This window comes from Nonomuraea sp. 3-1Str (assembly GCF_031570565.1).
Lineage (GTDB): Bacteria > Actinomycetota > Actinomycetes > Streptosporangiales > Streptosporangiaceae > Nonomuraea.
Map to the genome: position 1 here is coordinate 79775 of NZ_JALHBK010000030.1, position 24748 is coordinate 104522.

General features: G+C 73.3%; 23 protein-coding genes, 1 tRNA gene and 2 pseudogenes. 15 read left to right on the forward strand and 11 right to left on the reverse strand.

Translation table 11 applies throughout. From position 1 onward, the window contains the following. The first annotated feature begins 210 nt into the window (after positions 1-210). Positions 211-750 (forward strand): GNAT family N-acetyltransferase, encoded by a 540-nt coding sequence (locus MTP10_RS34440; protein WP_310714959.1) that lies wholly within the window; start codon positions 211-213, stop codon positions 748-750. A gap of 168 nt (positions 751-918) precedes the next feature. Here the strand turns inward: MTP10_RS34440 and MTP10_RS34445 are convergent, their stop codons facing one another. Then, complete coding sequence (locus MTP10_RS34445) at positions 919-1437, reverse strand: GNAT family N-acetyltransferase (protein ID WP_310714960.1); 519 nt, start codon at positions 1435-1437, stop codon at positions 919-921. 151 nt (positions 1438-1588) lie between these two features. Between MTP10_RS34445 and MTP10_RS34450 the strand changes: the two genes are divergently transcribed. Further along, entirely contained in the window at positions 1589-1714 is a 126-nt protein-coding gene (locus tag MTP10_RS34450; protein WP_310714962.1) for a hypothetical protein, read from the forward strand. Between the two features lie 45 nt (positions 1715-1759). On the opposite strand, the pseudogene MTP10_RS34455 reads toward MTP10_RS34450, so the two are convergent. Next, positions 1760-1942, reverse strand: a pseudogene (locus tag MTP10_RS34455) (AraC family transcriptional regulator); the annotation flags it as partial. Between MTP10_RS34455 and MTP10_RS34460 the strand changes: the two are divergent. Further along, a complete protein-coding gene (locus tag MTP10_RS34460) occupies positions 1902-2240 on the forward strand; it encodes a response regulator transcription factor (RefSeq protein WP_310714963.1) in 339 nt (112 codons plus the stop codon). The pseudogene MTP10_RS34455 and the gene MTP10_RS34460 overlap by 41 nt on opposite strands. Before the next feature lie 5 nt (positions 2241-2245). Here the strand turns inward: MTP10_RS34460 and MTP10_RS34465 are convergent, their stop codons facing one another. After that, positions 2246-3175 carry an AraC family transcriptional regulator gene (locus MTP10_RS34465; RefSeq protein WP_310714964.1) on the reverse strand — a complete coding sequence of 310 codons (930 nt, stop codon included), beginning with the start codon at positions 3173-3175 and terminating at the stop codon, positions 2246-2248. Positions 3176-3183: 8 nt separating this feature from the next. Next, positions 3184-4107 (reverse strand): NADP-dependent oxidoreductase, encoded by a 924-nt coding sequence (locus MTP10_RS34470; protein WP_310714967.1) that lies wholly within the window; start codon positions 4105-4107, stop codon positions 3184-3186. Positions 4108-4314: 207 nt separating this feature from the next. Here MTP10_RS34470 and MTP10_RS34475 point away from each other — a divergent pair. Continuing rightward, a pseudogene (locus tag MTP10_RS34475) lies at positions 4315-4749 on the forward strand (Clp protease N-terminal domain-containing protein); the annotation flags it as partial. A 74-nt stretch (positions 4750-4823) separates the two neighbouring features. Here MTP10_RS34475 and selD read toward each other — a convergent pair. Beyond that, positions 4824-5894: a selenide, water dikinase SelD gene (selD, locus tag MTP10_RS34480; protein ID WP_310714969.1), complete on the reverse strand. Its 1071-nt coding sequence runs from the start codon at positions 5892-5894 to the stop codon at positions 4824-4826. 153 nt (positions 5895-6047) lie between these two features. Between selD and MTP10_RS34485 the strand changes: the two genes are divergently transcribed. From MTP10_RS34485 to fdhA, 5 genes are all read left to right on the forward strand, one after another. Continuing rightward, a tRNA-Sec gene (locus tag MTP10_RS34485) sits at positions 6048-6141 on the forward strand. A gap of 13 nt (positions 6142-6154) precedes the next feature. Beyond that, positions 6155-7507 (forward strand): L-seryl-tRNA(Sec) selenium transferase, encoded by a 1353-nt coding sequence (selA, locus tag MTP10_RS34490; RefSeq protein WP_310714971.1) that lies wholly within the window; start codon positions 6155-6157, stop codon positions 7505-7507. Next, positions 7504-9561, forward strand: coding sequence for a SelB C-terminal domain-containing protein (locus MTP10_RS34495; protein WP_310714974.1), 2058 nt, complete (start codon positions 7504-7506; stop codon positions 9559-9561). Before selA ends, MTP10_RS34495 begins: the two co-directional genes overlap by 4 nt. An 87-nt stretch (positions 9562-9648) precedes the next feature. Then, positions 9649-10551 carry an MIP/aquaporin family protein gene (locus MTP10_RS34500; protein WP_310714976.1) on the forward strand — a complete coding sequence of 301 codons (903 nt, stop codon included), beginning with the start codon at positions 9649-9651 and terminating at the stop codon, positions 10549-10551. A gap of 59 nt (positions 10552-10610) precedes the next feature. Next, positions 10611-11837, forward strand: coding sequence for a formaldehyde dehydrogenase, glutathione-independent (gene fdhA, locus MTP10_RS34505; RefSeq protein WP_310714978.1), 1227 nt, complete (start codon positions 10611-10613; stop codon positions 11835-11837). 102 nt (positions 11838-11939) lie between these two features. Here fdhA and MTP10_RS34510 read toward each other — a convergent pair whose 3' ends face one another. Together MTP10_RS34510 and MTP10_RS34515 are read right to left on the reverse strand one after the other, a co-directional pair. Further along, on the reverse strand, positions 11940-14330 hold the full coding sequence (locus tag MTP10_RS34510) for an excinuclease ABC subunit UvrA (RefSeq protein WP_310714981.1): 2391 nt from the start codon (positions 14328-14330) through the stop codon (positions 11940-11942). A 126-nt stretch (positions 14331-14456) separates the two neighbouring features. Beyond that, complete coding sequence (locus MTP10_RS34515; RefSeq protein ID WP_310714983.1) at positions 14457-14813, reverse strand: VOC family protein; 357 nt, start codon at positions 14811-14813, stop codon at positions 14457-14459. A 204-nt stretch (positions 14814-15017) separates the two neighbouring features. On the opposite strand from MTP10_RS34515, the gene MTP10_RS34520 reads away from it, so the two are divergent. From MTP10_RS34520 to MTP10_RS34530, 3 genes are read left to right on the forward strand one after another with little or no spacing between them, the layout of a single operon-like run. Further along, positions 15018-15392, forward strand: a complete 375-nt coding sequence (locus MTP10_RS34520; RefSeq protein WP_310715040.1) for a helix-turn-helix transcriptional regulator — start codon at positions 15018-15020, stop codon at positions 15390-15392. 20 nt (positions 15393-15412) lie between these two features. After that, on the forward strand, positions 15413-16054 hold the full coding sequence (locus MTP10_RS34525) for a GntR family transcriptional regulator (protein ID WP_310714985.1): 642 nt from the start codon (positions 15413-15415) through the stop codon (positions 16052-16054). Beyond that, positions 16051-16866: an NAD(P)-dependent oxidoreductase gene (locus MTP10_RS34530; protein WP_310714989.1), complete on the forward strand. Its 816-nt coding sequence runs from the start codon at positions 16051-16053 to the stop codon at positions 16864-16866. Before MTP10_RS34525 ends, MTP10_RS34530 begins: the two co-directional genes overlap by 4 nt. 39 nt (positions 16867-16905) lie before the next feature. On the opposite strand, the gene MTP10_RS34535 is transcribed toward MTP10_RS34530, so the two are convergent. Beyond that, positions 16906-17814, reverse strand: coding sequence for an aldo/keto reductase (locus MTP10_RS34535; RefSeq protein ID WP_310714991.1), 909 nt, complete (start codon positions 17812-17814; stop codon positions 16906-16908). A gap of 106 nt (positions 17815-17920) precedes the next feature. Between MTP10_RS34535 and MTP10_RS34540 the strand changes: the two genes are divergently transcribed. The 3 genes from MTP10_RS34540 (at position 17921) to MTP10_RS34550 (ending at position 20147) form a co-directional block, all read left to right on the forward strand. Further along, on the forward strand, positions 17921-18505 hold the full coding sequence (locus MTP10_RS34540) for a GNAT family N-acetyltransferase (protein WP_310714994.1): 585 nt from the start codon (positions 17921-17923) through the stop codon (positions 18503-18505). 95 nt (positions 18506-18600) lie between these two features. Then, positions 18601-19269 carry a methyltransferase domain-containing protein gene (locus MTP10_RS34545; protein ID WP_310714996.1) on the forward strand — a complete coding sequence of 223 codons (669 nt, stop codon included), beginning with the start codon at positions 18601-18603 and terminating at the stop codon, positions 19267-19269. After that, entirely contained in the window at positions 19266-20147 is an 882-nt protein-coding gene (locus MTP10_RS34550; RefSeq protein WP_310714998.1) for a hypothetical protein, read from the forward strand. The genes MTP10_RS34545 and MTP10_RS34550 overlap by 4 nt, the downstream gene beginning before the upstream one ends. A 25-nt stretch (positions 20148-20172) precedes the next feature. On the opposite strand, the gene MTP10_RS34555 is transcribed toward MTP10_RS34550, so the two are convergent. From MTP10_RS34555 to MTP10_RS34565, 3 genes are read right to left on the reverse strand one after another with little or no spacing between them, the layout of a single operon-like run. Next, positions 20173-21765, reverse strand: a complete 1593-nt coding sequence (locus MTP10_RS34555; RefSeq protein ID WP_310715000.1) for a bis-aminopropyl spermidine synthase family protein — start codon at positions 21763-21765, stop codon at positions 20173-20175. A gap of 48 nt (positions 21766-21813) precedes the next feature. Next, positions 21814-23112, reverse strand: a complete 1299-nt coding sequence (locus tag MTP10_RS34560) for an aminotransferase class III-fold pyridoxal phosphate-dependent enzyme (RefSeq protein ID WP_310715002.1) — start codon at positions 23110-23112, stop codon at positions 21814-21816. Between the two features lie 17 nt (positions 23113-23129). Beyond that, complete coding sequence (locus tag MTP10_RS34565) at positions 23130-24671, reverse strand: GMC family oxidoreductase (protein ID WP_310715005.1); 1542 nt, start codon at positions 24669-24671, stop codon at positions 23130-23132. Positions 24672-24748: the final 77 nt, after the last annotated feature.

A 24748-nucleotide genomic window follows, 5' to 3' on the forward strand; every position in this document is an offset into this window, starting at 1 on the left:
CAGGTGAGTGGCAGAGCGAACGTTTGCCTTGCTGGCCCGCTACCGCCGACTCGTACGGATGTACGAACACGGGCGACGTGCGGTCGGCGGTCCGGCGCGTAAGGACCGCCATTCGGCGGGGCCGATGCAGCTCATCGCCGGCCAGCGGTCGCCTCCAGACGGGCGGACGTGGGAGGAGTTCGAGGAGGGACACACCTCTACGCTCGACGTATGCTTGATCTTAACCATCGCAGCGAAGAACTTCTGACTGCGCGACTGTCGCTGCGGCGCCCGATGCCGGACGACATCGACGCGATCTTCGCCATCCACAGCGATCCCGCCACTTGCCTGCACAACCCCTCCGACGCTCTGTCTCAGCGGGAGGAGGCGGTGGAGCTCTTCCAGCGTTGGGATGATCACTGGCGACGCTTCGGCTACGGCTACTGGGTGGTGCGACGCCGCGGCTCAGACCGGACGCTGGGCTTCTGCGGGACCAAGGTCATGGAGCTCAACGACATGAGCGTGCTCAACGTCTTCTACCGCTTCGAGGTCTCATCTTGGGGTCAAGGAGTGGCCAGCGAGGCCGTGACCGCGGTGGTCGAGTGGGTGACGGAACACGTTCCCGACCTGCCCGTCATCGCCCGTGTGCGCCCGGCCAACACCGCCTCCCAACGGGTGGCGGTGCGCGCTGGCCTGGTACGGGCTGAACATCTCGACACTCCCGGCGAGGATGGCTTGGACTGGATCTTCGTGAAGAACCTGCTCGGCTGAGCCGCGTCGTCACGCTGTCGTTCGAGAAAGGTGCGCGCCTGCTGGCAGTCGCGCATCTTCGGATGATCGTCCGGGCTGGTCAGCACGCCCAGGCTTTCAATGCCACCGCCGTCCTCGGCTCCGATTCCCGCCACCGGGTCGCCCGACGGGAACAAGGTAATTGCAGGCTCAGTCCGTCCGGTCGGCAAAGCCCAGGCGGCGGTTCATGGCGATCGCGGAGGCGTTGCGCGGATGGTGAATCGTGACCAGCCGCCGGTAGCCTGCCGCCCGCACGAAACGGATGGCCAACAGTTTCAAGGCCAGCGACAGCCCTCGCCCGCGATAAGGGGCGAGGACGCCGGTCATCTCGCTGACCGCATACCCCTTGCCCGGGTGCAACGACGAGGAGGACATCCCGATCCAGGCCTCGTCGTGCGTCGCCAGGACGACCCCTGCTGGGTCGAACGACGGCACCTCGATGCGTTCGGCGATGTAGGCGTCGTAGGTGTAGAACTCGCCACGCTCGGGGATGTCGGCAGAGCACGCTTTGTTGAGCTCGTAGAGCGCACGATGGTGCTGGGCGCTGTCACCGAGCACGGCCATCGTGGTGAAGGTGATGCCCGCCTCGCGGGCCTGTTCCAGGTACGGCTCGAACGCCGCGTCGTCGAAACCGCCCACGTCCAGCTCAAGGCGCACCCACTCGACCATGACAAAATCCTAGTGGAGCGCCGCTGACCTCCTGCCAGGCGTAGGTTCCGGCGTCCGCCGCACCGTGTCGGCCTGGCTGACTCAGGCCGCCCACGCATGGGGCGTTGCTGATCGCGCCTTGCGAGAGGGAGCGCGGCGGCGGGGAACCCAGGTGCTCGATCCCGGCTACGTCAAGCTGCTGCGCCTGATCGACGATGCGAAGGCCGCAGGGATCGACCAGGTCGGCCGCGCCACCTACCAGACCGTCCTGGGCGAGCCCCCCAGCGACGCCTCATGAACCACACCGCCGGCGGCCCGGATGTCGGAGCGGACCTCCGCAGGCGAGGACAGGCGCCAAGGACTCATCCGGCACGTCGGGCACGGGACGCTCCACGAACTGCCGCTGCCCGCCGTCGCGGTGTGCGGCGAAGACGAGCCGTCGGCTCACGGAGTTGGCGACCTCCGCGCCATAGTCGCAGCGGACGATGTGCAGGCCCAGGTCGAGCGCGGCCGCGCTTCCCGCGGCGGCTGCGGCCCACCTGCACGAGGCATACCTGGACGCCGAACGGCGCCGGCATCCCGCTCCCCGGCTCACGCCCCGGCAGTGGCAACTGCTGCACCTGCTCGCCGTGGGACACACCAACCTCCAGATCGCCCGCCGGCTGGGCGTGTCCGAAGGAACCGTGCGCAAGCACCTGGAGAACGCCTACCGGCGGCTGCAGGTCTCCAACCGCATGGAAGCGGTCACCCGCGCGTTCCCGAAGGGAGTCGTGAGCTGTCCTCCAGGTTCGGCGGGCGGCTCGGGACGCGTGCGGAGTGCGTGAGTCCGTCAGGCGGCCCTGGCCTGGCGGCGGTAGCCGCCGGGGGCGATGCCGTACTCCCGCTTGAACGCCCTGGCCAGGGCGAACTCCGTGCTGTAGCCCGTCCGGGCGGCGACGGTGAGCAGCGGGACGTCGGAGTTGCGCAGGAGCTTGGCGGCCAGCGTCAGGCGCCAGCGGGTCAGGTAGGCCATGGGCGGTTCGCCGACCAGGGTGGTGAACCTCCTGGCGAAGGCGGCGCGGGAGAGCCCGGACCGTACGGCCAGGGACTCCACCGTCCACGGAGCCGAGGGGGTGTCGTGGACGGCCGCCAGCGCCGGGGCGACCGCCGGGTCGCGGAGCGCGGCGGACCAGCCTTCCGCTTCGGCGGGCTGGTCCTCCAGCCAGGCGCGCAGGATGTACAGCAGCAGCGAGTCGATCAGCGCGGGCACGATGCCTTCCGAGCCGATACGCGGATTCTCCAGCTCCGCGCCGAGCAGCCGCACCACGGCGCCGAGCTCGACATGCCGGCCGTGCCGCGTGCGCAGGTGGACCACCTCGGGCAGCTGCCGGACCAGCGGGTGCGGCCGGGCCATGTCGAGGTGGTAGTTGCCGCACAGCAGGGTGGTGCGGGTTCCGGCGCCGCCGAGCACGACCGACCCGATCGGTGGAGCCCTGGTGTAGCGCTCCGGTCCCGGCACCTCGCCCGGAGTGCTGGGGTGGTCGGCCAGGACGTGGCGGGAGCCGCTGCGCAGGAACACCACGTCGCCCACGCCCAACGGGATCGGCTCCAGGCGCGGGGCGTCCTCGGGGACGAGCCAGCACGAGCCGTGCAACACCACGTGGAAGCCGGCGCCCGCGGCGGGCGGCAACCGCAGCCCCCACGGCGCGTGGCCGTCGGTGCGGACGGAGGTGGGATGCCCGGTCCGCATCGACTCCAGCGCGCCGGCGAGGATGTCCATGTCGTGATTTATACCGTCAGGACGAGCTTTCCGCGGACCTGGCCACCCTCCAGCACTTCGTGCGCCTTCCCGGCTTCCTCCAGCGGGAAGGTCTCCTGGACGTGCGGGCGGATCGCGCCGGCGTCGACCAGCGCGGCGATGGCCTCCAGCGCCGCGTAGTCGGGCTCGACCGACACACCCGCGAAGCGCCGCCCCGCGGCCTCCACTCGCGCGGCGAGCTCCGCGTTCGCGTGCTCCATGATGCTCACGAGGATCCCGCCGGGCTTGAGTACGGCCAGCGAGCTCTCCCCCCGCGCGTTGGAGTCGAGGACGACGTCCACGTCATGGACCGCCTCGGTGAAGTCGGCCGTCTGATAGTCGATCACCTCGTCGGCGCCGAGAGAGCGGACGAACTCGTGCTTGCCCGCGCTGGCCAGCGCGATCACGTACGCGCCGCGGGCCTTGGCGATCTGCACCGCCAGGTGGCCGACCCCGCCCGCGGCCCGGTGGATCAGCACCCGGTCACCCGCCTGGACGCCCGCCGCGTCCACCAGCCCCTGCCATGCGGTGAGCCCGGCCAGGGGAAGGGCCGCGGCCTGGACATGGTCCAGGGACGCGGGCTTGCGGGCCACCTGGCGTGAGGGGGTGGCCACGTACTCGGCGTAGCCGGTCGCGGCGCGGGGGAAGAACGGCATGCCGTACACCTCCTCGCCCACCTTGTACCGGGCGCCGGGAGCGGCCTCCGCCACGACACCGGAGATGTCCCAGCCGACGCCGAACGGCGGCTGACCGAGAAGCGGGTAAGCGCCGGACCTCACAGCGGCGTCGACCGGGTTCAGTCCGCTGGCCCGCACCCGGACCAGGACCTCGCCCGACAGCGGCTCCGGGCGGTCGGCCTTGACGACGCGCAGGACCTCGGGGCCGCCGAAAGAACTCTGGATGACAGCACGCATGGGGGACGCTCCTCAGATGGTTCGATCTGTCACGGTCGACCCTAGGAACGCCGGACGACGCGAAGAATGGCCGGCTGTCTTCGCCGCATACCCCGGCGTCTCACCACTGTCGTGGGCGCCCGGCGCGGCGGTGTGTCCCACTAGCATGCGGAAAGGAGGGGAACCGGTTTGCCCGGGCTTGAGTGACTTTTGGCGAGGAGCGGCGGCATGTTCGAGAAGTTCACCGACCGGGCGCGGCGTGTGGTGGTCCTGTCCCAGGAAGAGGCCAGGATGCTCGCCCACGACCACATCGGCACCGAGCATGTCCTCCTCGGTCTGATCCGGGAAGGCGAGGGCGTGGGCGCCGCGGTCCTCAAGGGTATGGGCCTGACCCTTGAAGAGGTGCGCCGGCAGGTCGAGGAGAGCCAGGGCCGAGGCCGGTCCGCCACGCCGGGGCACCTGGCCTTCACCCCGCCGGCCACCCAGGTTCTCCAGGGGGCGAACCGGGAGTCCTTGCAGCGCGGCCTCGACTACATCGGCACCGAGCACATCCTGCTCGCGCTCGTCCGCGACGGTGAGAGCGTGGCGGCCCGGCTGCTGGTCGGGCTCGGAGGCGACCTCGACCAGGTCGCGCGGACCACGGAGGAGCTCGTCCGGCAGTACGTGTCCCGGTAGGGCACCGGAAGGTTCCCACCCCGGGGGCCGTCACCGGCCGGCGACGTCGTCCCGGAGTGCGGTCAGCGCAGGCGCAGGTGCGGCCCCTCGAAGGGGACGAGTTCGCCGATGACCGGCGCGCCGGGGATCTCGCCGGCCACCAGGAGCCCGCCGGAGGTCTGGGCGTCGGCGAGCAGCAGCAGCTCGTCCTCGCCGTAGCCGCCGGGATCCAGCCGGGGGCGTACCCAGTCGAGGTTGCGGCGCGTGCCGCCGCTCACGTACCCGTCGCGCAGCGCCTCCCGGGCCCCTTCCAGGTACGGCACCGCCGCCACGTCCACCACCGCCGTCACCCGGCCGGCCCTGGCGAGCTTGTAGAGGTGGCCGAGCAGGCCGAACCCGGTCACGTCCGTGGCGCACTCCACCCCGGCGGCCAGGGCGGCCCGGGACGCGTCGCGGTTCAGCGTGGTCATCGCGGCGACCGCCTGCTCGAACACCTCGCCCGTCGCCTTGTGCCGCGTGTTCAGCACCCCGACGCCGAGCGGCTTGGTCAGCGAGATCGGCAGGCCGGGCCGGCCGGCGCCGATGCGCAGCAGCCGCTCCGGGTCGGCCAGGCCCGTGACCGCCATGCCGTACTTCGGCTCCGGGTCGTCCACGCTGTGGCCGCCCGAGACGTGGCAGCCCGCCGCGCGCGCCACGTCCAGGCCGCCGCGCAGCACCTCCTCCGCCAGCTCCAGGGGCAGCCGCTCGCGGGGCCAGCCCAGCAGGTTCACCGCGACCAGCGGCTCCCCGCCCACCGCGTACACATCCGACAGGGCGTTGGCCGCCGCCACCCGGCCCCAGTCGTACGGGTCGTCCACCACGGGCGTGAAGAAGTCGGCCGTCACCACCACCGCCCGGCAGCCGTCCAGACGCACCACGGCCGCGTCGTCGCCGTCGTCCAGCCCGACGATCAGCTCACCGGCCGGTGACACGGGCGCGGGCGTGCCGGCGAGGGCGGCGACGATGGTCTCCAGCTCGCCGGGCGGGATCTTGCAGGCGCAGCCGCCGCCGTGCGCGTACCCGGTCAGCCGGACCGCGCCCGGTCCCGGGCGGGCCGTGGGCGCAGCGCCGACACTCAAGCCGTTCGAGTCGCTGATGCCGCTCACGTCGCTCATGCCGCGTCGCTTAGGTCGCTTACGTCGCTCATGTCGCTCGTGTCGTCCAGGTCGCCCATGTCGCCCATGTCGCTCACGCTGGCCTCGCACAGGTGTGTCCGCGTCGGTGTGTGCCGCCTCGACCCGTACCCGCCCGCGGGTAGGTTCTCCCTTGGAGGCGTCTGGGCGCCTGGTGGCCCCCGCGGTCTTCAAAACCGACGAGGCCGAGGTCCTCGGCCTGGCGGGTTCGATTCCCGTCCGCCTCCGCTTATGTTCGGAACGTGGACCTGCGAAGGCGTGTGCCGCGGACCGACGCCGTGCTCGCCGACCCGCGGCTGGCCGAGGCCGCCGGGCGGCTGGGCCGGGCGGTCGTCAAGGAGGCCGTGGCGCGGGCCCAGGAGCGGGCGCGGCGGGGTGAGATCGGCCCCGAGGAGGTGGCAGACGCGGCGGTGACCGCCCTCCCGGCGCGGGCCACGGGCCTGCGCCCCGTCCTCAACGCGACGGGCGTGCTCGTCCACACCAACCTCGGCCGGGCGCCGCTGTCGGCCGCCGCCGTCGAGGCGATGGCCGCCGCGGCGGGCCACGCCGACGTGGAGTTCGACCTGGCCTCGGGAGTCCGGGCGCGGCGCGGCCGGAGCACGCTCGACGCGCTGGCCCGCGCCGTCCCCGCCGCCGGGGACGTCCACGTCGTCAACAACAACGCCGCCGCGCTCGTCCTCGCGGCCACCGCGCTGGCCGCCGGCCGCGAGATCGTGATCAGCAGGGGCGAGCTGGTGGAGATCGGCGACGGGTTCCGCATCCCCGACCTGCTCGTCTCCACCGGGGCACGGCTGCGCGAGGTCGGCACCACCAACCGCACCTCCGTCCGCGACTACGCGGACGCCGTCGGGCCGGAGACGGGTTTCGTGCTCAAGGTCCACCCGTCGAACTTCCGGATCGAGGGCTTCACCGGCTCCGCCCAGGTTCCCGAGCTGGCCGGGCTGGGCGTGCCCGTCGTCGTGGACATCGGCTCCGGGCTGCTCGCCCGCGAGCCGCTGCTGCCCGCCGAGCCCGACGCCACCGGCATGCTGCAGGCGGGCGCGGACCTGGTGACGGCCAGCGGCGACAAGCTGCTCGGCGGGCCGCAGGCGGGCCTCCTTCTCGGCCGCCACGACCTGGTCGAACGCTGCCGGCGGCATCCTCTCGCCCGCGCGCTGCGGGTCGACAAGCTGACGCTCGCCGCGCTGGAGGCGACGCTGCGCGGCCCCGTCCCCCCGGTCCGGCGGGCGCTGCGCGCCGATCCCGCCGCGCTGGCGGAGCGCGCCGCGGCCCTGGCCGGCCGGCTGTCCGCCGCGTCGGCCGCCCTGGGGCTCGACGCGCGGGCGGTGCCGACTGTCGCCGCGGTGGGCGGGGGCGGCGCGCCCGGCGTGACCCTGCCGAGCGCCGCCGTGAGCCTCCCCGAACGGCTCGCCGCCCCGCTGCGGACGGGCGACCCGCCGGTCGTCGGCCGGATCGAGGACGGCCGCCTGCTGCTCGACCTGCGCGCCGTCCCGCCCGAACACGACGACGACCTCGTACGGGCCGTGCTGGCGTGCGCGGCGACGGCACGGCCGTCAGGAGGAGCCGGCGGAGACCGAGGGGGAGCGCCGGCATGACGCACGTCGTCGCCACCGCCGGCCACGTCGACCACGGCAAGTCCACCCTCGTACGGGCGCTCACCGGCATGGAGCCCGACCGGCTGGAGGAGGAGCGGCGGCGCGGGCTCACGATCGAGCTCGGCCACGCCTGGACGGTCCTGCCCTCGGGGGAGCGCCTCGCGTTCGTGGACGTGCCGGGCCACGAGCGGTTCCTGGCCACGATGCTGGCGGGGGTGGGGCCGGTGCCGGCTGTCATGTTCGTGGTGGCGGCCGACGAGGGGTGGATGCCGCAGTCGGAGGAGCACCTGGTGGCGCTGGAGGCCCTGGGAGTGCGGCACTGCGTGCTCGTGGTGACCCGGGCGGACCTGGCCGACCCGGGGCCGGCGGCCGAGCAGGCCCGCGCCCGCCTGAACGCGGCCGGTTCCGGAGGTGGCGGTCCGGGCGGGGTCGAGACGGTGGTCGTCAGCGGGCGTACCGGGGAGGGGCTGGACCCGCTGCGGGCGGCGCTGGACCGGCTCGTGGCCGCGCTGCCGCCGCCCGATCCGGCGGCCCCGGTCCGGCTGTGGGTGGACCGGGCGTTCAGCGTGACCGGCAGCGGCACGGTCGTCACCGGCACGCTGCCCGCCGGAACGATCACGGTGGGCGACGAGCTGCTGCTCGCCGGGGAGCCGGTGCGGGTCAGGGCGCTGGAGTCGCTGAAGGAGCCGCGTGTCGAGGTGTCCGCGGTCGCCCGGGTGGCGGTCAACCTGCGCGGTCATGACGTCCCCGAACGGGGGCAGACACTGGTCACGCCGGGCCGGTGGACGTACACGGAGGAGGTGGACGTGCGGGTCTCGCCGGTCGGCGCTCCCCGCCGCACGGACCATCACCCGCCTGGTGACGGCCTCGGCGCGGACGGCGGCGCGGGCGGTGAGCCGGGCGACGACCTCGACGGCGGGCCGGGCGGACGGCCGGGCGGACGGGCAGGGTGGGCGTTGCCGGGGCGGTTGACCGTGCATGTGGGGTCGGCGGCGGTGACGTGCGAGGTGCGGCCCCTCGGCGGGCCCCTGGGCGGGCCGTTCGCGCGGCTGCGGCTGGCCCGGCCGCTGCCGCTTCACCTCGGCGACGTGCTGCTCCTGCGCGATCCCGGCCGCGACCCCGGGCGGGACCGCTCCGGGGTGCGGGTGCTCGCCGGCGCGACCGTCCTCGACGTACGCCCTCCGCCCCTGCGCCGCCGAGGCGCGGCCCGTCAACGGGCCGCCCTGCTGGCCACGGCCCTCCAGGAGACGGCCCTCCAGGAGACGGCCCTCCAGCAGACGGCCCTCCAGCAGACGGCCGCGCCCGGGAGAGCCGCGCCGTGGACGCCGGCGCTCGACGCGGCAGGGCCCGGGACGGGGCCGCCGGGCGGTGCGGTGCCCGGGACGGCGTTCGCCCTGCGTCTTCACGGGCTGCTCCGCGCCGCCGACCTGCGCGCCATGGGAGTCGATCCCGCCGCCGTCGCGGAAGGAGCGCCGCAGCCCGTGTGCGACGGCTGGTACGCCGACCCCGGCCGCTGGGCCGAGGAGGGCCGGCGGCTGGAGGACGTGGTGCGGCGGCACGCGGCGGCCCACCCCCTGGAGCCCGGCATGCCCGTCGAGGCGGCTCGCCACGCGCTCGGCCTGCCCGACCGGCGGCTGGTCGCGGCGCTGGTACGGCCGCCGCTCACCGTCGCCGCGGGCCGGATCGCCGCCGGACCCGCGGGCCTGCCCGCACCCGTGGCCAGGGCGGTCGAGCGGCTGAGGCGGGAGCTGGCGGACCGGCCGTTCCAGGCGCCGGACGCGGGCCGGCTGGCCGAGCTGGGGCTGGGCGCGCGCGAGCTGGCCGCGGCCGAGCGGGCCGGGGCGCTGCTGCGCGTGGGAGACGGGATCGTGCTGCTGCCGGGCGCCGACGCGCGGGCGGCGGAGCTGCTGGGGCGCCTGCCGCAGCCGTTCACGGTCAGCCAGGCCCGAGCCGTCCTCGGCACGAGCCGCCGGGTGGCCGTCCCCCTGCTCGAACACCTCGACAGGGCCGGTCTCACCCAGCGTCTGGACGACACCCATCGGCGTCTCGTCTGACCTGCTCAGGGGCCCGATTCAGGTATATATTCGGAAATTGGGGGGCTCTCCTTTCGGGGATGTGAACCATCGTCATCGGGGGTTGCGATGGTTGGAGACCTACCGCGGCGTCTCGTCGCGGAAGCCATCGGAACGATGCTGCTGGTGCTCTTCGGACCCGGCGCGGTGGTGGCGGCGCTGGTGATGGGGCACGGCACGCTCACCTACGCCGCTCTCGGCTTCATCTCGCTGTCGTTCGCCGTGGTCATCGCGCTCGTCGTCTACGCCTTCGGCACCACCTCCGGCGCCCACATCAACCCGGCCGTCACCATCGCGCTCGCCGCCGGCCGCAGGTTCCCGTGGTCGGAGGTGCCGCTCTACATCGTGGCGCAGCTCGTCGGCGCGTTCGCCGGCGGCCTGCTCATCGTGGGTGGCTTCGGCCGCCGGGCGGCCGCCCTCGGCACCGGGCAGACAGTCCTGGGGCCGGGTGTCGGCTACGGGCAGGGCATCCTGCTGGAGGCGCTGGGGACGTTCCTGCTGCTGCTCACGATCATGGCGCTGGCCGTGGACCGGCGCGCGCCGGCCGGGTGGGCGGGATGGATGATCGGCCTGGCCGTCGCCGGGGAGATCTTCGTGATCGGCCCGCTGACCGGCGGCTCGGTCAACCCGGCCCGCACCTTCGGCCCGTACCTGACGACCAGCCTGTTCGGCGGCCACGCGCCCTGGGCGCAGTTCGGCGTGTACGTCATCGGCCCGATCGTCGGGGCCGTGGTCGCCGTGCTGGTGTACGACGCGGTGGCACGCCCGGCGCGGGAGGTGCCCGAGGAGGCCGAGCAGGGGACGGCCGGAGAGGTCGTCGGCGCCCGCGAGCCGCAGGGCACCGAGCCCGGGCGGGCGGCGCATGGCGCGGCCGGGGACATCCCGGCGGCCCGCAGCCCGGAGCACGACCACATCGACGAGCGCGTGGGGCACGGCATCCGCCGCCGCTGGCGCCACGGCCACGAGAGGTGATGCCCATCCGCGAACATCGCACGACCATCCGCAACTTCGCGTGAGGGAGGGGGCTCGTCATGCCTGGTAACAGGGGCGTTTCCTACGAAGGTCCAGGCAAGGTCGAGGTACGCGAGACCGATTATCCCGATTACGAGCTCAAGGACGGCCCAGGGGTGAACCCGGGCAACGTGGGACGCAAACTGCCCCACGCGGCGATACTCAAGGCCGTCGCCACGAACATCTGCGGAAGCGACCAGCACATGGTCCGCGGACGCACCACGGCCCCGCACGGGCTCATCCTCGGCCACGAGATCACCGGTGAGGTGATCGACACCGGTTCCGACGTCGAGTACATCCACACCGGCGACCTCGTGTCCGTACCGTTCAACATCGCCTGCGGACGCTGCCGCAACTGCAAGGAGGGCAAGACCGGCGTCTGCGAGAACGTCAACCCGGACCGTCCGGGATCCGCCTACGGCTACGTCGACATGGGCGGCTGGGTGGGCGGCCAGGCCGAGTACGTCCTGGTGCCCTACGCGGACTGGAACCTGCTGAAGTTCCCGGACAAGGAACGGGCGATGGAGAAGATCCTCGACCTGGCCATGCTCGCGGACATCTTCCCGACGGGGTTCCACGGCTGCGTGAGCGCCGGGGTGAAGCCGGGCTCGACCGTCTACGTCGCCGGCGCGGGCCCGGTCGGGCTCGCCGCCGCGTGCTCGGCGTACCTGCTCGGCGCCGCCGTCGTCATCGTCGGCGACCTGAACAAGGAGCGTCTCGACCAGGCGCACAGCTTCGGCTGCGAGACCGTCAACGTGGCCATGGGGGAGCCGAAGGACCAGATCGAGCAGATCCTCGGCGAGCCCGAGGTGGACTGCGCCGTGGACGCGGTCGGCTTCGAGGCCCGCGGCCACGGCAACGAGTCGGAGGTGGAGCGGCCCGCGACCGTGCTCAACACGCTGATGGACGTCACCCGTGCGGGTGGCGCGCTCGGCATCCCGGGCCTGTACGTGACCGGCGACCCGGGCGCGGCGGACGAGGCCGCCCAGCACGGCTCACTGTCGATCCGCATCGGCCTCGGCTGGGCGAAGTCGCACAGCTTCGTCACCGGCCAGTGCCCCGTCATGAGGTACAACCGCCAGCTCATGATGGCGATCCTGCACGACCGGGTGCAGATCGCCAAGGCGGTCAACGCCACGCCGATCCCGCTGGACGACGCCCCGCGGGGCTACCACGAGTTCGACGAGGGCGCGGCGCGCAAGTACGTGCTCGACCCGCACGGCATGCTGACCTCGACGTCCCGGTGACGTCGCGGTGAGGGTGCACGCCGCGGGCGGCGGAGTCTCGCCGCCCGCGGCCGCCTCCCCGACTCTCCGGTCCCTGGTGAGGGCCCCGGCGAGGGTTTGCCGTCAGGCGCCGACGTAGGCCGCGAGGTGCTCGCCGGTGAGGGTGGAGCGGGCGGCGACGAGGTCGGCGGGTGTGCCCTCGAAGACGATCCGGCCGCCGTCGTGGCCGGCCCCGGGGCCGAGGTCGATGATCCAGTCGGCGTGCGCCATGACCGCCTGGTGGTGCTCGATGACGATGACCGACTTGCCGGAGTCGACGAGCCGGTCGAGCAGGGCGAGCAGCTGCTCGACGTCCGCGAGGTGGAGGCCGGTGGTCGGCTCGTCGAGGACGTAGACGCCGCCCTTGTCGGCCATGTGGGTGGCCAGCTTGAGCCGCTGGCGCTCGCCGCCGGACAGCGTGGTGAGCGGCTGGCCCAGGCTGAGGTAGCCGAGCCCCACGTCGGCGAGCCGGCCCAGGATGGCGTGCGCGGCCGGCGTGCGCGCCTCGCCGGCGGCGAAGAACTCCTCGGCCTCGGTCACCGACATCGCGAGCACCTCGCTGATGTCGCGGCCGCCGAGATGGTGGTCCAGCACCGATGCCTGGAACCGCTTCCCGTCGCACTCCTCGCAGGGGGGGGCGCCGCCCGCCATGATCGCCAGGTCGGTGTAGATGACACCGGCGCCGTTGCAGGCGGGGCAGGCGCCCTCGGAGTTGGCGCTGAACAGCGCCGGCTTGACGCCGTTGGCCTTCGCGAACGCCTTGCGGATCGGGTCGAGCAGCCCGGTGTACGTCGCCGGGTTGCTCCGTCGCGAGCCGCGGATCGGGGTCTGGTCGACCGACACCACATCGGCGCCGGCGGGGATGGACGAGTTCACGAGGGAGCTCTTGCCGGAGCCGGCGACGCCGGTGACGGCCACGAGCACCCCCAGCGGGATGTCGACGTCGACGTCGCGCAGGTTGTGCGCCGTCGCGCCGCGGATCTTCAGCGTGCCGGTGGGCGTCCGCACCGTCTCCTTGAGGGGGGCCCGGTCGTCGAGGTGGCGGCCGGTGATGGTGCCGCTGGCCCGCAGCCCCTCGACGGTGCCCTCGTAGCAGAGGGTGCCGCCCGCCGTGCCGGCGCCGGGGCCGAGGTCGACGACGTGGTCGGCGATCGCGATCGTCTCCGGCTCGTGCTCCACGACGAGCACCGTGTTGCCCTTGTCCCGCAGCCGCAGCAGCAGGTCGTTCATCCGCTGGATGTCATGGGGGTGCAGGCCCGTGGTGGGCTCGTCGAAGACGTAGGTGACGTCGGTGAGCGAGGAGCCGAGGTGGCGGATCATCTTGACGCGCTGCGCCTCGCCGCCCGACAGCGTGCCCGACGACCGGTCGAGGCTGAGGTAGCCGAGCCCGATCTCAACGAACGAGTCGAGCGTCTGCCCCAGCGTCGCCAGCAGCGGCGCCACCGACGGCTCGTCGAGGCCGCGGACCCACTCGGCCAGGTCGCTGATCTGCATCGCGCACGCGTCGGCGATGTTGATCCCGCCGATGCGCGAGGACCGGGCACCCTCGTTCAGCCTGCTGCCATCGCAGTCGGGGCAGGTGGTGAAGGTGACCGCCCGGTCCACGAACGCCCGGATGTGCGGCTGCATCGACGCCCGGTCCTTGGACAGGAACGACTTCTGGATCTTCGGGATCAGCCCCTCGTAGGTCAGGTTGACGCCGTCGACCTTGATCTTGGTCGGCTCCTTGTGGAGCAGGTCGTGGAGCTCGGCCTCGGTGTACGCGTGGATCGGCTTGTCCGGGTCGAACAGGCCGCAGCCGCGGAAGATGCGGCCGTACCAGCCGTCCATGCTGTAGCCGGGGATCGTCAGCGCGCCCTCGTTGAGCGACAGGCCGCCGTCGTACAGCGCGGACAGGTCGAAGTCCGTGACCGAGCCCGTGCCCTCGCAACGCGGGCACATGCCGCCGGTGATGCTGAAGCTGCGTCGCTCCTTCACGGCCTTGCCGGCGCGCTCCAGCGTGACCGCGCCCGCTCCGCTGATCGAGGCGACGTTGAAGGAGAACGCCTTGGGAGAGCCGATGTGCGGCCGGCCGAGCCGGCTGAACAGGATGCGCAGCATCGCGTTCGCGTCGGTGGCCGTGCCGACGGTGGAGCGGGGATCGGCACCCAGCCGCTGCTGGTCGACGATGATCGCGGTCGTCAGCCCGTCGAGGACGTCGACCTCGGGCCGCGCCAGCGTCGGCATGAAGCCCTGCACGAAGGTGCTGTAGGTCTCGTTGATCATCCGCTGCGACTCAGCGGCGATCGTGCCGAACACCAGCGAGCTCTTGCCCGAGCCGGAGACACCGGTGAACACCGTCAGCCGGCGCTTCGGGAGCTCGACGGTGACGTCCTTGAGGTTGTTCTCCCGCGCGCCGTACACGCGGATCAGACCGTGGCTGTCGGCGGCGTGCGGCGCCGTCGGCGGCGTGTCCGTCCTCGTGGCCATGCTCATCGTGTCTCCATCTATCTGTCGGTCCATCTGTTGAACGGGCCCGCCTGGCCGAGTCTGGCTAGCTTTGAGAAGTATGTCTGATATCCACCGTCACCCCTCTCCCGCGCGTGGGAACGGGGCCGGCGCTCATCGGTCCTGAAGCAGCCCGAGGACGTTGCCGTCGGGGTCGGTGACGGTGGCCACCAGGCGTCCGCCGCCGACGTCGTGCGCGGCCTCCTTCACGACCGCGCCCGCCGCGGTCACCTCGGCCAGCTTCGCCTCGATGTCGGGCACGTGCCAGTAGGCCACCGGCGAGCTCATGCCCTGGGGGCCGCCGTTCGGCACCAGCCCGATGTGCTGGCCCTCGGCCTCGAAGCCGACGTAGTAGGACTCGTCGGTCTGCGGCTGTACGCCGAGCAGCGCCGCGTACACCGCCTTGGCCCTCGCCAGGTCGGACACAGGGTGCAGCACGGTCTTGATGCCCTGGGTGGAAGAGCCCGTCATGGTCACTCCTTGAGGTCGTGGGTCACACCGGCGTGACCGCCATGACGCCTACGCTAGATGCGGCTCGGCGACCGGCGCTTCTCCATTCCTGACCGGTCCGCGACCTGTCCCGTCACGCCGCTGATCTCGGGGGTGTGGGAACCTGGTCAGGTGAAACGCCAGGATCTGGGCGACCTCGTGCGGCTGCGGCGGGCCCGCGACCGGATGGACCGCGAGTACGCCGAGCCGCTCGACGTCCCGGCGCTGGCGCGTGACGCGCTGATGTCGCCGGGTCATTTCTCCCGCAGCTTCCGCGCCGCTTTCGGCGAGACGCCCTACAGCTACCTGATGACCCGCCGCATCGAGCGGGCCAAGGCGCTGCTGGAGCGCGGCGACCTCTCGGTGACCGAGGTCTGCTTCGCGGTCGGCTGTACGTCGCTGGGGTCGTTCAGCTCACGCTTCACCGAGCTGGTCGGCGAGAGCCCGAGCGCCTACCGGGCCCGGAGTCATGACCAGGGCGGGGCCCTACCCGCGTGCATGGCCAAGATCCACACCCGACCGGTCAGGAACGGATCCGCAGGCCCCGCCACCCATCTCTGAAATACAATATATTGTCAGGCATGGAGCATCTGGTCACTTCGGCGCGGGATGTGGCATACGCCTATCTGCGGGGCCGCCTCGTCGAGGGTCACCTGCCGCCGGGGGAGGTTCTGGACGACGCCACCATCGCCCAGGAGATCTCCGTGAGCAGGACCCCTGTCCGTGAGGCGCTGATCCAGCTGGAGCGCGAGGGCGTGGTGGCCATGCCGCCCCGCAGGCGGCCGAAGGTGGCCGAGGCGCACGCCGGCGACCTTGAGCTGATCATCGCGCCGCTGGGCATCCTGCACGCGCTGGCCGCCCAGCTCGCCGCGCCCCGCGCCACCGGCGACGACGTGGCCGCCCTGCGTGCCCACAACGACGAACTGCTGGACGCCCTGCGAGAGGGCGACGTCGGCCGGGCACGCCTCGCCGACCTCGCCTTCCACCGGGTGCTGGTCTCCCGGGCGGACAACAGGTTCCTCACCTCCGCGATCGACTCGCTGGAGCTGCACACCAGCCGGACCGTCTCGCTGTACTTCCGCAACCGGGGACCTGACGGGCGCTCCGCCCGCGAGCACGACGAGATCATCGAAGCGGTCGCCGCCCGCGACGGTCTCGGCGCGGCCAGGGCGACGCGCAGCAACTACCTCAGGGGGCTGCCGACGATCGGTGAGCCGGAATGACCGGGCTTCCCGCACGCGTCCTCGTCACCGGAGCGGCCGGGAACATCGGGCGGGCGCTGAGGCGCGGCCTGCTGCCGGAGATCGCCCAGGTGCGGCTCTCGGACGTCCGCGCCATCGCCGGGCTCGCCGCGTACGAGGAGTTCGTCCCGGCTGACCTCACCGACCTGGAGCAGGTGCGAGCCGCCGTGCGCGGCGTCGACGCGGTGGTGCACCTGGGAGGCGTCGCCGACGAGACCGATTTCGACACCATCGAGGGGCCCAATCTGCACGGCGTCCACAACGTCTTCGAGGCGTGCCGCAGGGAGGGCGTCCGGCGCGTCGTCAACACCAGCTCCAACCGGATCACCGGCTTCTACCCGGCGGGGACGCTGCTCGACGGGCGGGAGGCGGCCCGGCCCGACGGGCTCTACGGCGCGGCCAAGGCCTTCGGGGAAGCGCTGGGCAGTCTGTACGCCGACCGCTTCGGCCTCGACGTGATCTCCGTGCGCGTCGGGTCCTTCGAAGAGCGTCCCACCGAACCGCGTCATCTGCACACCTGGCTGAGCCACGCCGACGCGGCCCGGCTCTACCGGGCCTGCCTGACGGCGCCGGCCGGGCTGGGACACGTGGTCGTCTACGGCGTTTCGCGCAACGCGCGGTCGTGGTGGACGCAGAGCGCCGGGGCGAGCGCTCTCGGATACGCGCCGATGGACGACGCGGAGGACTTCGCGGAGGAGCTGGGACCGTACACCGACCACTATCAGGGCGGCCGGTACACGGACTATGAGTACGGCGGCTGGGCCGCCAGGCCGGCCGGTGACCCGGAGCGGTAGCCCCGGAGCGGTAGAACGGTCACCGGCCGGCGTCCTGCCCTACTCGCTGTCCTGGTGAGGGGCCGACAGGCGCGCCATCTCGTCCTCCGAGAGTCGCAGCGCGCCCGCGGCCACGTTGTCGGCCAGGTGATCCGGGTCGCCGGTGCCCGGGATGGCCAGCACATGGGGCCCCTGGTGGAGGGTCCACGCCAGCCGGACCTGCGCGGGTGTCACACCGTGCGCGCGGGCGACGGCGAGCACCCTCTCGCTGTCGGTCGCGCTCGCGCCCGCCTCCCGCCCGGCGCCGGCGATCGCGAAGAACGGCACGAAGGCGACGGCCTGCTCACCACAGGCCCGCAGAAACTCCTGCTCCGCGGCCGGCGCGCCGACACCGTAGGGGTTCTGCACGCAGACCACCGGCGCGACGGCCTGGGCCTCGGCCAGCTGCTCGGGCGTGGCGTTGGATATCCCGAGGTGGCGTACGAGCCCGGCGTCGCGCAGGTCGGCCAGCGCCCCGAAGTGCTCGGCGATCGAGCCGGTCCTCCGGCTCGGGGGGACGCGCAGGTTCACCACGTCCAGGTGGTCACGGCCCAGCTGGCGCAGGTTCTCCTCGACCTGGCCGCGCAACTGCTCCGGCGTGGCCCACCACCATGCGCCCGAGGGGTCCCGGCCCGGCCAGACCTTGGTGGTGATGACCAGGTCGTCCGGGTACGGCGCCAGTGCCCGGTTGATCAGCTCGTTGGCGGAGCGCAGCGAGGAGAAGTAGTACGAGGCGGTGTCGATGTGGTTGACGCCCAGCTCGATCGCGCGCCGGAGCACCTTGATCGAGCGTTCGCGGTCGCTCGGCGTGCCCAGGTCGAACGCGGCGCTGCCCGTGAGACGCATGGCACCGAACCCGACGCGATTGACCGTGAGGTCACCCAGCTTCCAGGTGCCTGCGGCGACTGCGGTGTTGATGTGTGAAGTCATGAAAAAAGCCTCCTCGGGGCCGCGAATCCGAACCGAGAAGGCTTAGGTGATGAAGGACATGATATCAGGACGCTGGCCCAGCCAGGATGACCGCTATTGTCCCCCCATGGCACAACACGACGAGGCTCGGCAGGCGGACGGCTCCCCCCGGGTGACCCTGCGCCCGCTCACCGGTGACGACCAGGACGAGTTCCTCGATCTGGTGAACGTCAGCACCGCCCTGCACGCGCCGTACATGTCGATGCCCTCCACCCCGGAGGCGTTCCGGGCCTACCTCGCACGGTACGAGCAGCCCGGCGAGGAGGCGCTGCTGGTCTGCCTGCGCAGCACCGGTGCCATCGCCGGCGTCGTCAACATCAACAGCATCATCCGCGGCCGCTTCCAGTCCGCCTCCCTCGCCTACGCGGCCTTCGCGCCCACCGCGGGCCAGGGGTACATGTCCGAAGGACTCGGCCTGGTGCTGCGCCACGCCTTCGAGGAGCTGCGCCTGCACCGGCTGGAGGCCCAGATCCAGCCCGCCAACCACGCCTCCCTGAACCTGGTCAAGCGCGCCGGCTTCCGCAGCGAGGGCTGCTCGCCCGAGCTGCTGTTCATCGACGGCGCCTGGCGCGACCACGAGCGCTGGGCGATCACCACCTCCATGGCCGGCCTGGCCCACCTCGCACCGCACCCCACCCTGCCCGAACGCTGAGCCCTCGCGCGCCGTACGAACATTGCCCGATCTTGAGCGGGGGTGCGATGCTGGCCCCTCGCGTGCCCGCTGGATCATGGCAGAGGAGAGTGCGGATGGGCGACCTCCGGCCGTCGTCATGGGGAGTGCTGGGCAGGGACGAGCCCTCCAGCGACTGCTTCGGCTACGACCGCGGGACTCCCGTCGACCGCGTCCACATCGACGCCTTCCTGACCGCCTGCGCCCACCTGATCCGGCCACCGCTGCTGGAGATCGGTGAGGACGTCTACGCGCGGAGGTTCGCCGGCGACGAGCCACGGGTGGACGTCGTGGACATCGACCCGGGCAACGACGACGCGACGCTGATCGCCGACCTGTCGGAGCCGGGCTCCCTGCCCGCCGGGCGCTACCGCTGTGTCCTCCTCGTGCAGACCCTCCAGTACGTACGGGACCCGCGCGCCGCGCTGCTCAACGTGCGGCGCAGCCTGGCCCCGTCGGGCACCGTGCTGGTGACGGTGCCCGGGATCAGCCGCACCGACCCCGTGGACGACGCCCTGATGGCCGACCGGTGGCGGTTCACCCCGGCGGGCCTGCGTGACCTGCTGGCCGACGTCTTCGGGCCCGAGTCGGTGCGGTGCCGCGGCTACGGGGGCCTGCGCGATGCCACCGCCTTCCTGTACGGCCTGGCGGCCGAGGAGGCCGGCCTGCCGGAAGGAGGCGCGGGCGACGCCGGAGGCGCGGAGTTCCCCGTGGTGGTCTGCGGCACGGCGCGGAGCGGAGCGTGACCGGCTCGCCGCCCCCGGCCGACGCCGCCGCCTCGCCGCCCCCGGCCGACGCCGCCGCCTCGCCGTCCCCGGCTCAGGCCGCCGCCTCGCCCCTTCTCGCTCCGGCCGCGGCGCCGGGTGTGCTTCTCACCGCCGAGACGGCCGAGGAGGTGCTCGCGGCCGTGGTCCTGGCCCTGCGGCGGCTGTGCGCGGGAGAGGCGGAGCGGCACCTGCGGGCGCCGCCCGTCCTGGGGGCCGCGGTGGCGGAACGGGCCGGCTACGCCGCGTCGTTCCCGCACCTGCTCGCCGGGGTCAGCCAGGGCGCGACCGCAACGGACCTGGTGCTCACCCCAGCGGCCTGTTACCACGTGTACCCGCTGTACGAGGGGCGCGTCCTCGCCGGGCCGGCCGAGCTGAGCGTACTGGCCGACTGCTACCGGCAGGAGGCCACGGTGGAGCCCGGCCGCCTGCGATCGTTCCGCATGTTCGAGACGGTACGGCTCGGAGCGCCGGAGCAGTGCGTGACCTGGCGCGACGACCGGCTCGACCGGCTCGCCCGCTGGCTGGAGACCCTGGGCGTGCCCGCCGAGGCGCGGCCGGCGAACGACCCCTTCTGGGGGCGGCCGGGCCGGCTGCTGGCCGCCGCGCAGCGGGCCGACGGGCTCAAGTGGGAGCTGGCCGCGGGCGTCGCGGACGGACTCCGGCAGGCCGTGGTGTCGGTCAACTACCACAAGGAGCACTTCGGCGCCGCGTTCGGCATCCGGACCCCCGACGGGGCGCCCGCGCACACCGCCTGCCTGGGCGTCGGCCTGGAACGGCTGCTGCTGGCCCTGCACCACGCTCACGGCCCCGCACCGGAGCGCTGGCCCGCCCCGGTGCGCGCCGCCCTGGCGCTGTGAGCCCTGGCGCTGGGAGTGGGGCCGGTCAGCTCTCCGGCGCCGCGGCCCGCAGGGTCGCGCGGACGGCCTCGCCCAGCTCGGCGAGGCGGTGGACGGGCAGTTCGAGGGCGGTGACGCCGTCGGCCCAGGGGGCCGTCCGCAGGACGACGTCGCGGGCCTGCCGCTTGGTCAGCCCGGAGTCGGCGCCGGTCAGCGCCTCCCGCCAGGTGTTGACCAGCTTGCCGTGCGCCCGGTCGAGGAGCCGCCGCAGCAGGAGGCCGGCGGCGTCGCCGGTGGGCTCACGGCGTACGGCGTCGACGGCGGCGCCCTGGACGGAGAGCTCGTAGACCGGCGACAGGAGCTCGGCGAGCGCCGTCACGTCCCCCGGCGGCTCGGCGGGGAAGGCCCGGACGTGGCCGGCCCTGGCCGCCAGGAGCAGGCGCGGCAGGGCCGCCTCCAGGCCGGCGGGCACGGCGATCGCCACCCGGCCGGGGGAGGCGGCGTACGGCTTGGCCAGCCAGGTGGTCAGGCGCACCCGGGGCGTGCGCGACAGGAACCCGGCCGGCCAGTCGCCCACCAGCAGGTCGGGGGCGAAGTCGGTGGCCTCGGCCGTCAGGCGGCCGTCGCCGGGGCCGGCCTGACTCTCCACCGACTGCGGCCCCTGGGTGTAGATGGCGGCGCTGAAGCGCTCGACCCGCGCGGCCACGGCGGGCTTCGACTTGGTGGTGGGCCGCAGGACGTACAGGTCGGCGGCCGAGCCGATGGCCTCCGCCCCGAAATAGCTGTTGAAATCGGGATACATGGCCTCGTAGGCGAGGTTGAGCTCGGACAGGGAGCCCTGCACCTTCAGGGCGAGCATCGGCGTGCGCTCGCTGGCGCCGTACGCCAGCAGCACCCGGCCCTGCTCCTGGTCCTGGAGGCCCTCCACGCACCGGGCGACGAACAGCCCGATGCCCTCCGGGGTGTACGGCGGGTCCGTCACCGCGACGTCGGCGTAGCCGTGGAGCGACGGCGGCAGACCCAGCCGCAGGTCCGCCCACCTGGTCCGCACGGACAGGCCCAGCTCGTCGGCGCACGCGTCGATGTAGGCGAGGATGCGCTCGTCGATGTCGGCCACCGCGACCTCGGCCCCGGGGTGGATCAGCGCGATGGCGAGCGAGGTCAGGTCGTGGTCGCCGACGCACAGCACGCGCGCGCCGGGCGGCCAGGACCGCGCGCCGAGCAGCAGCGCCCGCCGCACGACCGTCTCGGGCGTGGCGGAGACGTGGTCCAGCGCCTGCCTGGCGCGCGGAGCGCCCGCGATCAGCTTCGCCATCCGTTCCACCACGTCCGCGTGGCCGGGCAGGAGGTGATCGACCGGCCCGGCGGGGCCGGCGGGCCGGTCGCCGTCCAGCAGGCCGCGCGCCCGCTCCGGGGGCAGGCGGAAGCGGTCGCCGGAGCGCTCGGCGCGCAGCTCGCGCAGCACGGCCTCGACCGACCGCCTCGACGTGGCGGTCCGCCGCACCAGGTCGGCGAGCGTCCACCACGACCCGTCGCCCAGCGCGGACAGCACCTCGAAGGCGCGCCTCGGGTCCAGGCCGCTCGCCGCCGCCAGGGTCCGTACGTCGGCCGGTTCGCTCTGCTGCTCCTCGTGATCCACAGCGAGAACCCTAACGGGGCCGGGCGGCGGCGGGGCACGTCTTCACGATCATGCCGTTGGGGCGGCGGAGCTCCACCAGCGCTCGACCGTCTCCCGGGTGGCCGCGAAGTGCTCGGCGGCGTAGGGGACGGCGGCCGCCGTGCCGTCCCCACGCGCTCCCGCAGCGCCGCGGGGCAGGGCGCGGGGCAGGGCGCGGGCGGCGGCGTCCAGGAACCCCTCGACGTCCTCGTCCGTCAGCGCCGCCGACGGCATGAAGCGCTGGCCGTACTCCATCGGGTAGCCGCTGTCCCGCAACGACCCGAAGAAGCGCCGCCCGAGCTCCGCGTCGGCGAACACGACGTCGAACATGGTGGGCCAGGCGCGCGCCCACGCCGCCACGGACGCCTCCTCGAACAGGCGGTCCAGCCCGCGCATGAGCCGCTCGCCCGCCGCCCGCATCGCCTGGATCGTGGCCCCGCCCGCGCCGGCGTCCAGCGTCGCCAGCGCCGCCGCGAACGGGGTGACCTCGCGCTGGTAGGTGTTGCCGAGGTGGGTCCGGCGCGCCGCCCCCATGACCGCGGCGTCCCCGGCGACGGCGGAGAGGGCGAAGCCGTTGGCCAGGCCCTTGCTCAGCGTGACGAGATCGGGGCTCACTCCCGCGGCGGCGTGGTAGCCGCCCCAGGCGTAGCGGAAGCCGGTCATGACCTCGTCGAGGACGAGCAGGCCGCCGTGGGCGCGGGTGATGTGCTCCACCTCGCGGACGAACGCGGGAGGGAAGACGTTCACCTCGGGGGTGACGATCACCGCGGCGAGGTCGCCGCGCCGCCGCGCGAGCCGGTCGAGCAGGTCCAGGTCGTAGCCGAAGTCGGCCGTGTCGGGGTCGCGGTCCGGCAGCCCCTGAGAGGGGCGGTACTGCAGCTGCCAGTCGTGCCAGCCGTGGTAGCCGGAGGTGAGCACCGTGCGGGCGCCGGTGTGCACCCGGGCCAGGCGGACCGCGGCGGTCGTGGCGCACGACCCCGTCCGGAAGAACTCGACGGCCTGCGCGCACGGGAAGATCCCGACGATCCGGTCCGCCACCTCCTCGCGCAGGGGCGAGGTCGCCTCCGGCAGGATGCCGCCGCCGCGGCGCAGCTCCGCGACCGCCGCGTCCACCACGGGCGGGTACCCGGCGCCGAGCGGCGCGGCGCCGCTGCACGAGGACAGGTCCACGTGGCAGCGGCCCTGGGTGTCCCACACCCGCGCGCCCGAGGCCCGCTCGAACACCGGCCCCGAGCGGGGCCGCGCCAGCGAGCCCGCGCGCGCGGGCTCGCCCGCCGTCTCCTCGGCGTCTGCGGCGGCGGTGTGGGGGACGTGGGCTGTACGGGCCATGGGGGTTCTCCCTCGGGTCAGATGGCGGCCGTCGCGAGGTCCCGGGCGATCCGCCGGGCGATTCGGGAGGCGTTGGCGAGGATGGTGAGCGTCGGATTAACACCGCCGGGATAGGGAAAGAATCCGCCGTCCACGACATAGACGTTTTCCTGGTCGTGAATCCGCCCGCCGGCGTCGACCACGGAGGTGCGCGGATCGTCTCCCGCGCGGCAGCCGCCGTGCAGATGGCGGCTCCCGCGTTCGTATCCGGACGCTTCGAGCCGGATATGGGTGGCCCCCGCGGAAATAAGAAGTTCTGTGGCCTGTTCGGCCAGGTAATCGAGCCGTGTTCTATCTAATGGATGTGTTTCATACTCCATTAGTATCTTTCTGGTGCCGAGTCCGTTTCTCTGGTTGGACAGGCGTACCCGGTTGCGCCACATCGGCTGGTCGGCGGCGAGATAGTGCACGCGCAGCGGCATCGTCCCTTCGCGGGGGCCGCGCTCGGCCGGGCTCGCCTCGTACAGGACGCCGCCCAGGCCGCTGGGGCAGGCGTCGTCGAGGTAGTGGTCGGAGAAGGCGACGGTCGAGAACGGGCCGCCGAGCGCGTGGGCCGTCCGGGCGGGCGCGGGGACCGTTCCGGCCGCGTAGCCGCTGACCTTGAAGCACAGGCCGCGCCCGACCACGCCGTGGCGGTTGCCGAGGCCCGACGGCGACCAGCGGGTGGGGGAGCGCAGCAGGAGCGCCGAGGACTGCACGGCGTTCGCGGCCAGCACCACGCACCGGGTACGGGTCGTGCGCCGGACCCCGGCGCGCCGGTCGAGCCATTCGACCGCCCCGGCCCGGTCGAGGGCTGAGGCGTGCACGCGCAGCGCCCTGCCTCCGGTGGCGACCACCAGCGAGCCCTCCTCGCGGGCCGGGTCGAGCAGCGTGGAGACCAGGTCCGCCTTCGCCCCCGAGGGGCAGGCGTGCTCGTTGCACGGCCCGCAGCGGTCGCAGGCGGGGCGTCCCCGGTACGGGGCGGAGTTGATGAGCAGGGGCGTCGGGAAGGGGCGCAGGCCGAGACGGCGGCCCGCGGTGGCGAGCAGCAGGCCGTGCGGGCTGTAGGGGTGCGGGGGGAGCGGGGGGCCGGCCCCGTCGGGTTCGAGCGGGTCGGCGCCCCGGGCCCGGGCCACGCCCAGCAGGCCCTCCACCTCGTCGTAGTGCTCGCGCAGGTCCGCGTAGGCCAGGGGCCAGCGGGGGTCGAGGGCGTCGTCGGCGACATGCTTGCGAGCGTCGAAGTCGACGTGCCGGAGCCGGAAGCCGATGCCGGCGAACAGCCCCATCCCGCCGCCCAGGCCCCGCGCCGACCACGGGCGCCCGAGGGGGACCGTCCGGCGCCGTCCCGTCCGCACCAGGGCGGGCTCCCAGCCCGGTTCGAGGGCGTCGAGCGTCGCGCCGGGGCCGATCCGGTCGCCCTCCTCCAGCAGCAGCACCCGCAGGCCGCTGCGGGCCAGCAGGTGAGCCGTGACGGCGCCGCCCGGACCGCTGCCGATGACGCACACATCGGTCGACCGATAAAAGGCCGAGGCGTTCCGCACGGCGTTCTGCAGCTCCTGGGATGCATCATTCTCCGCGATGTCCACAGGCTAGCAACGAACCCGGCGATCACGTCAAA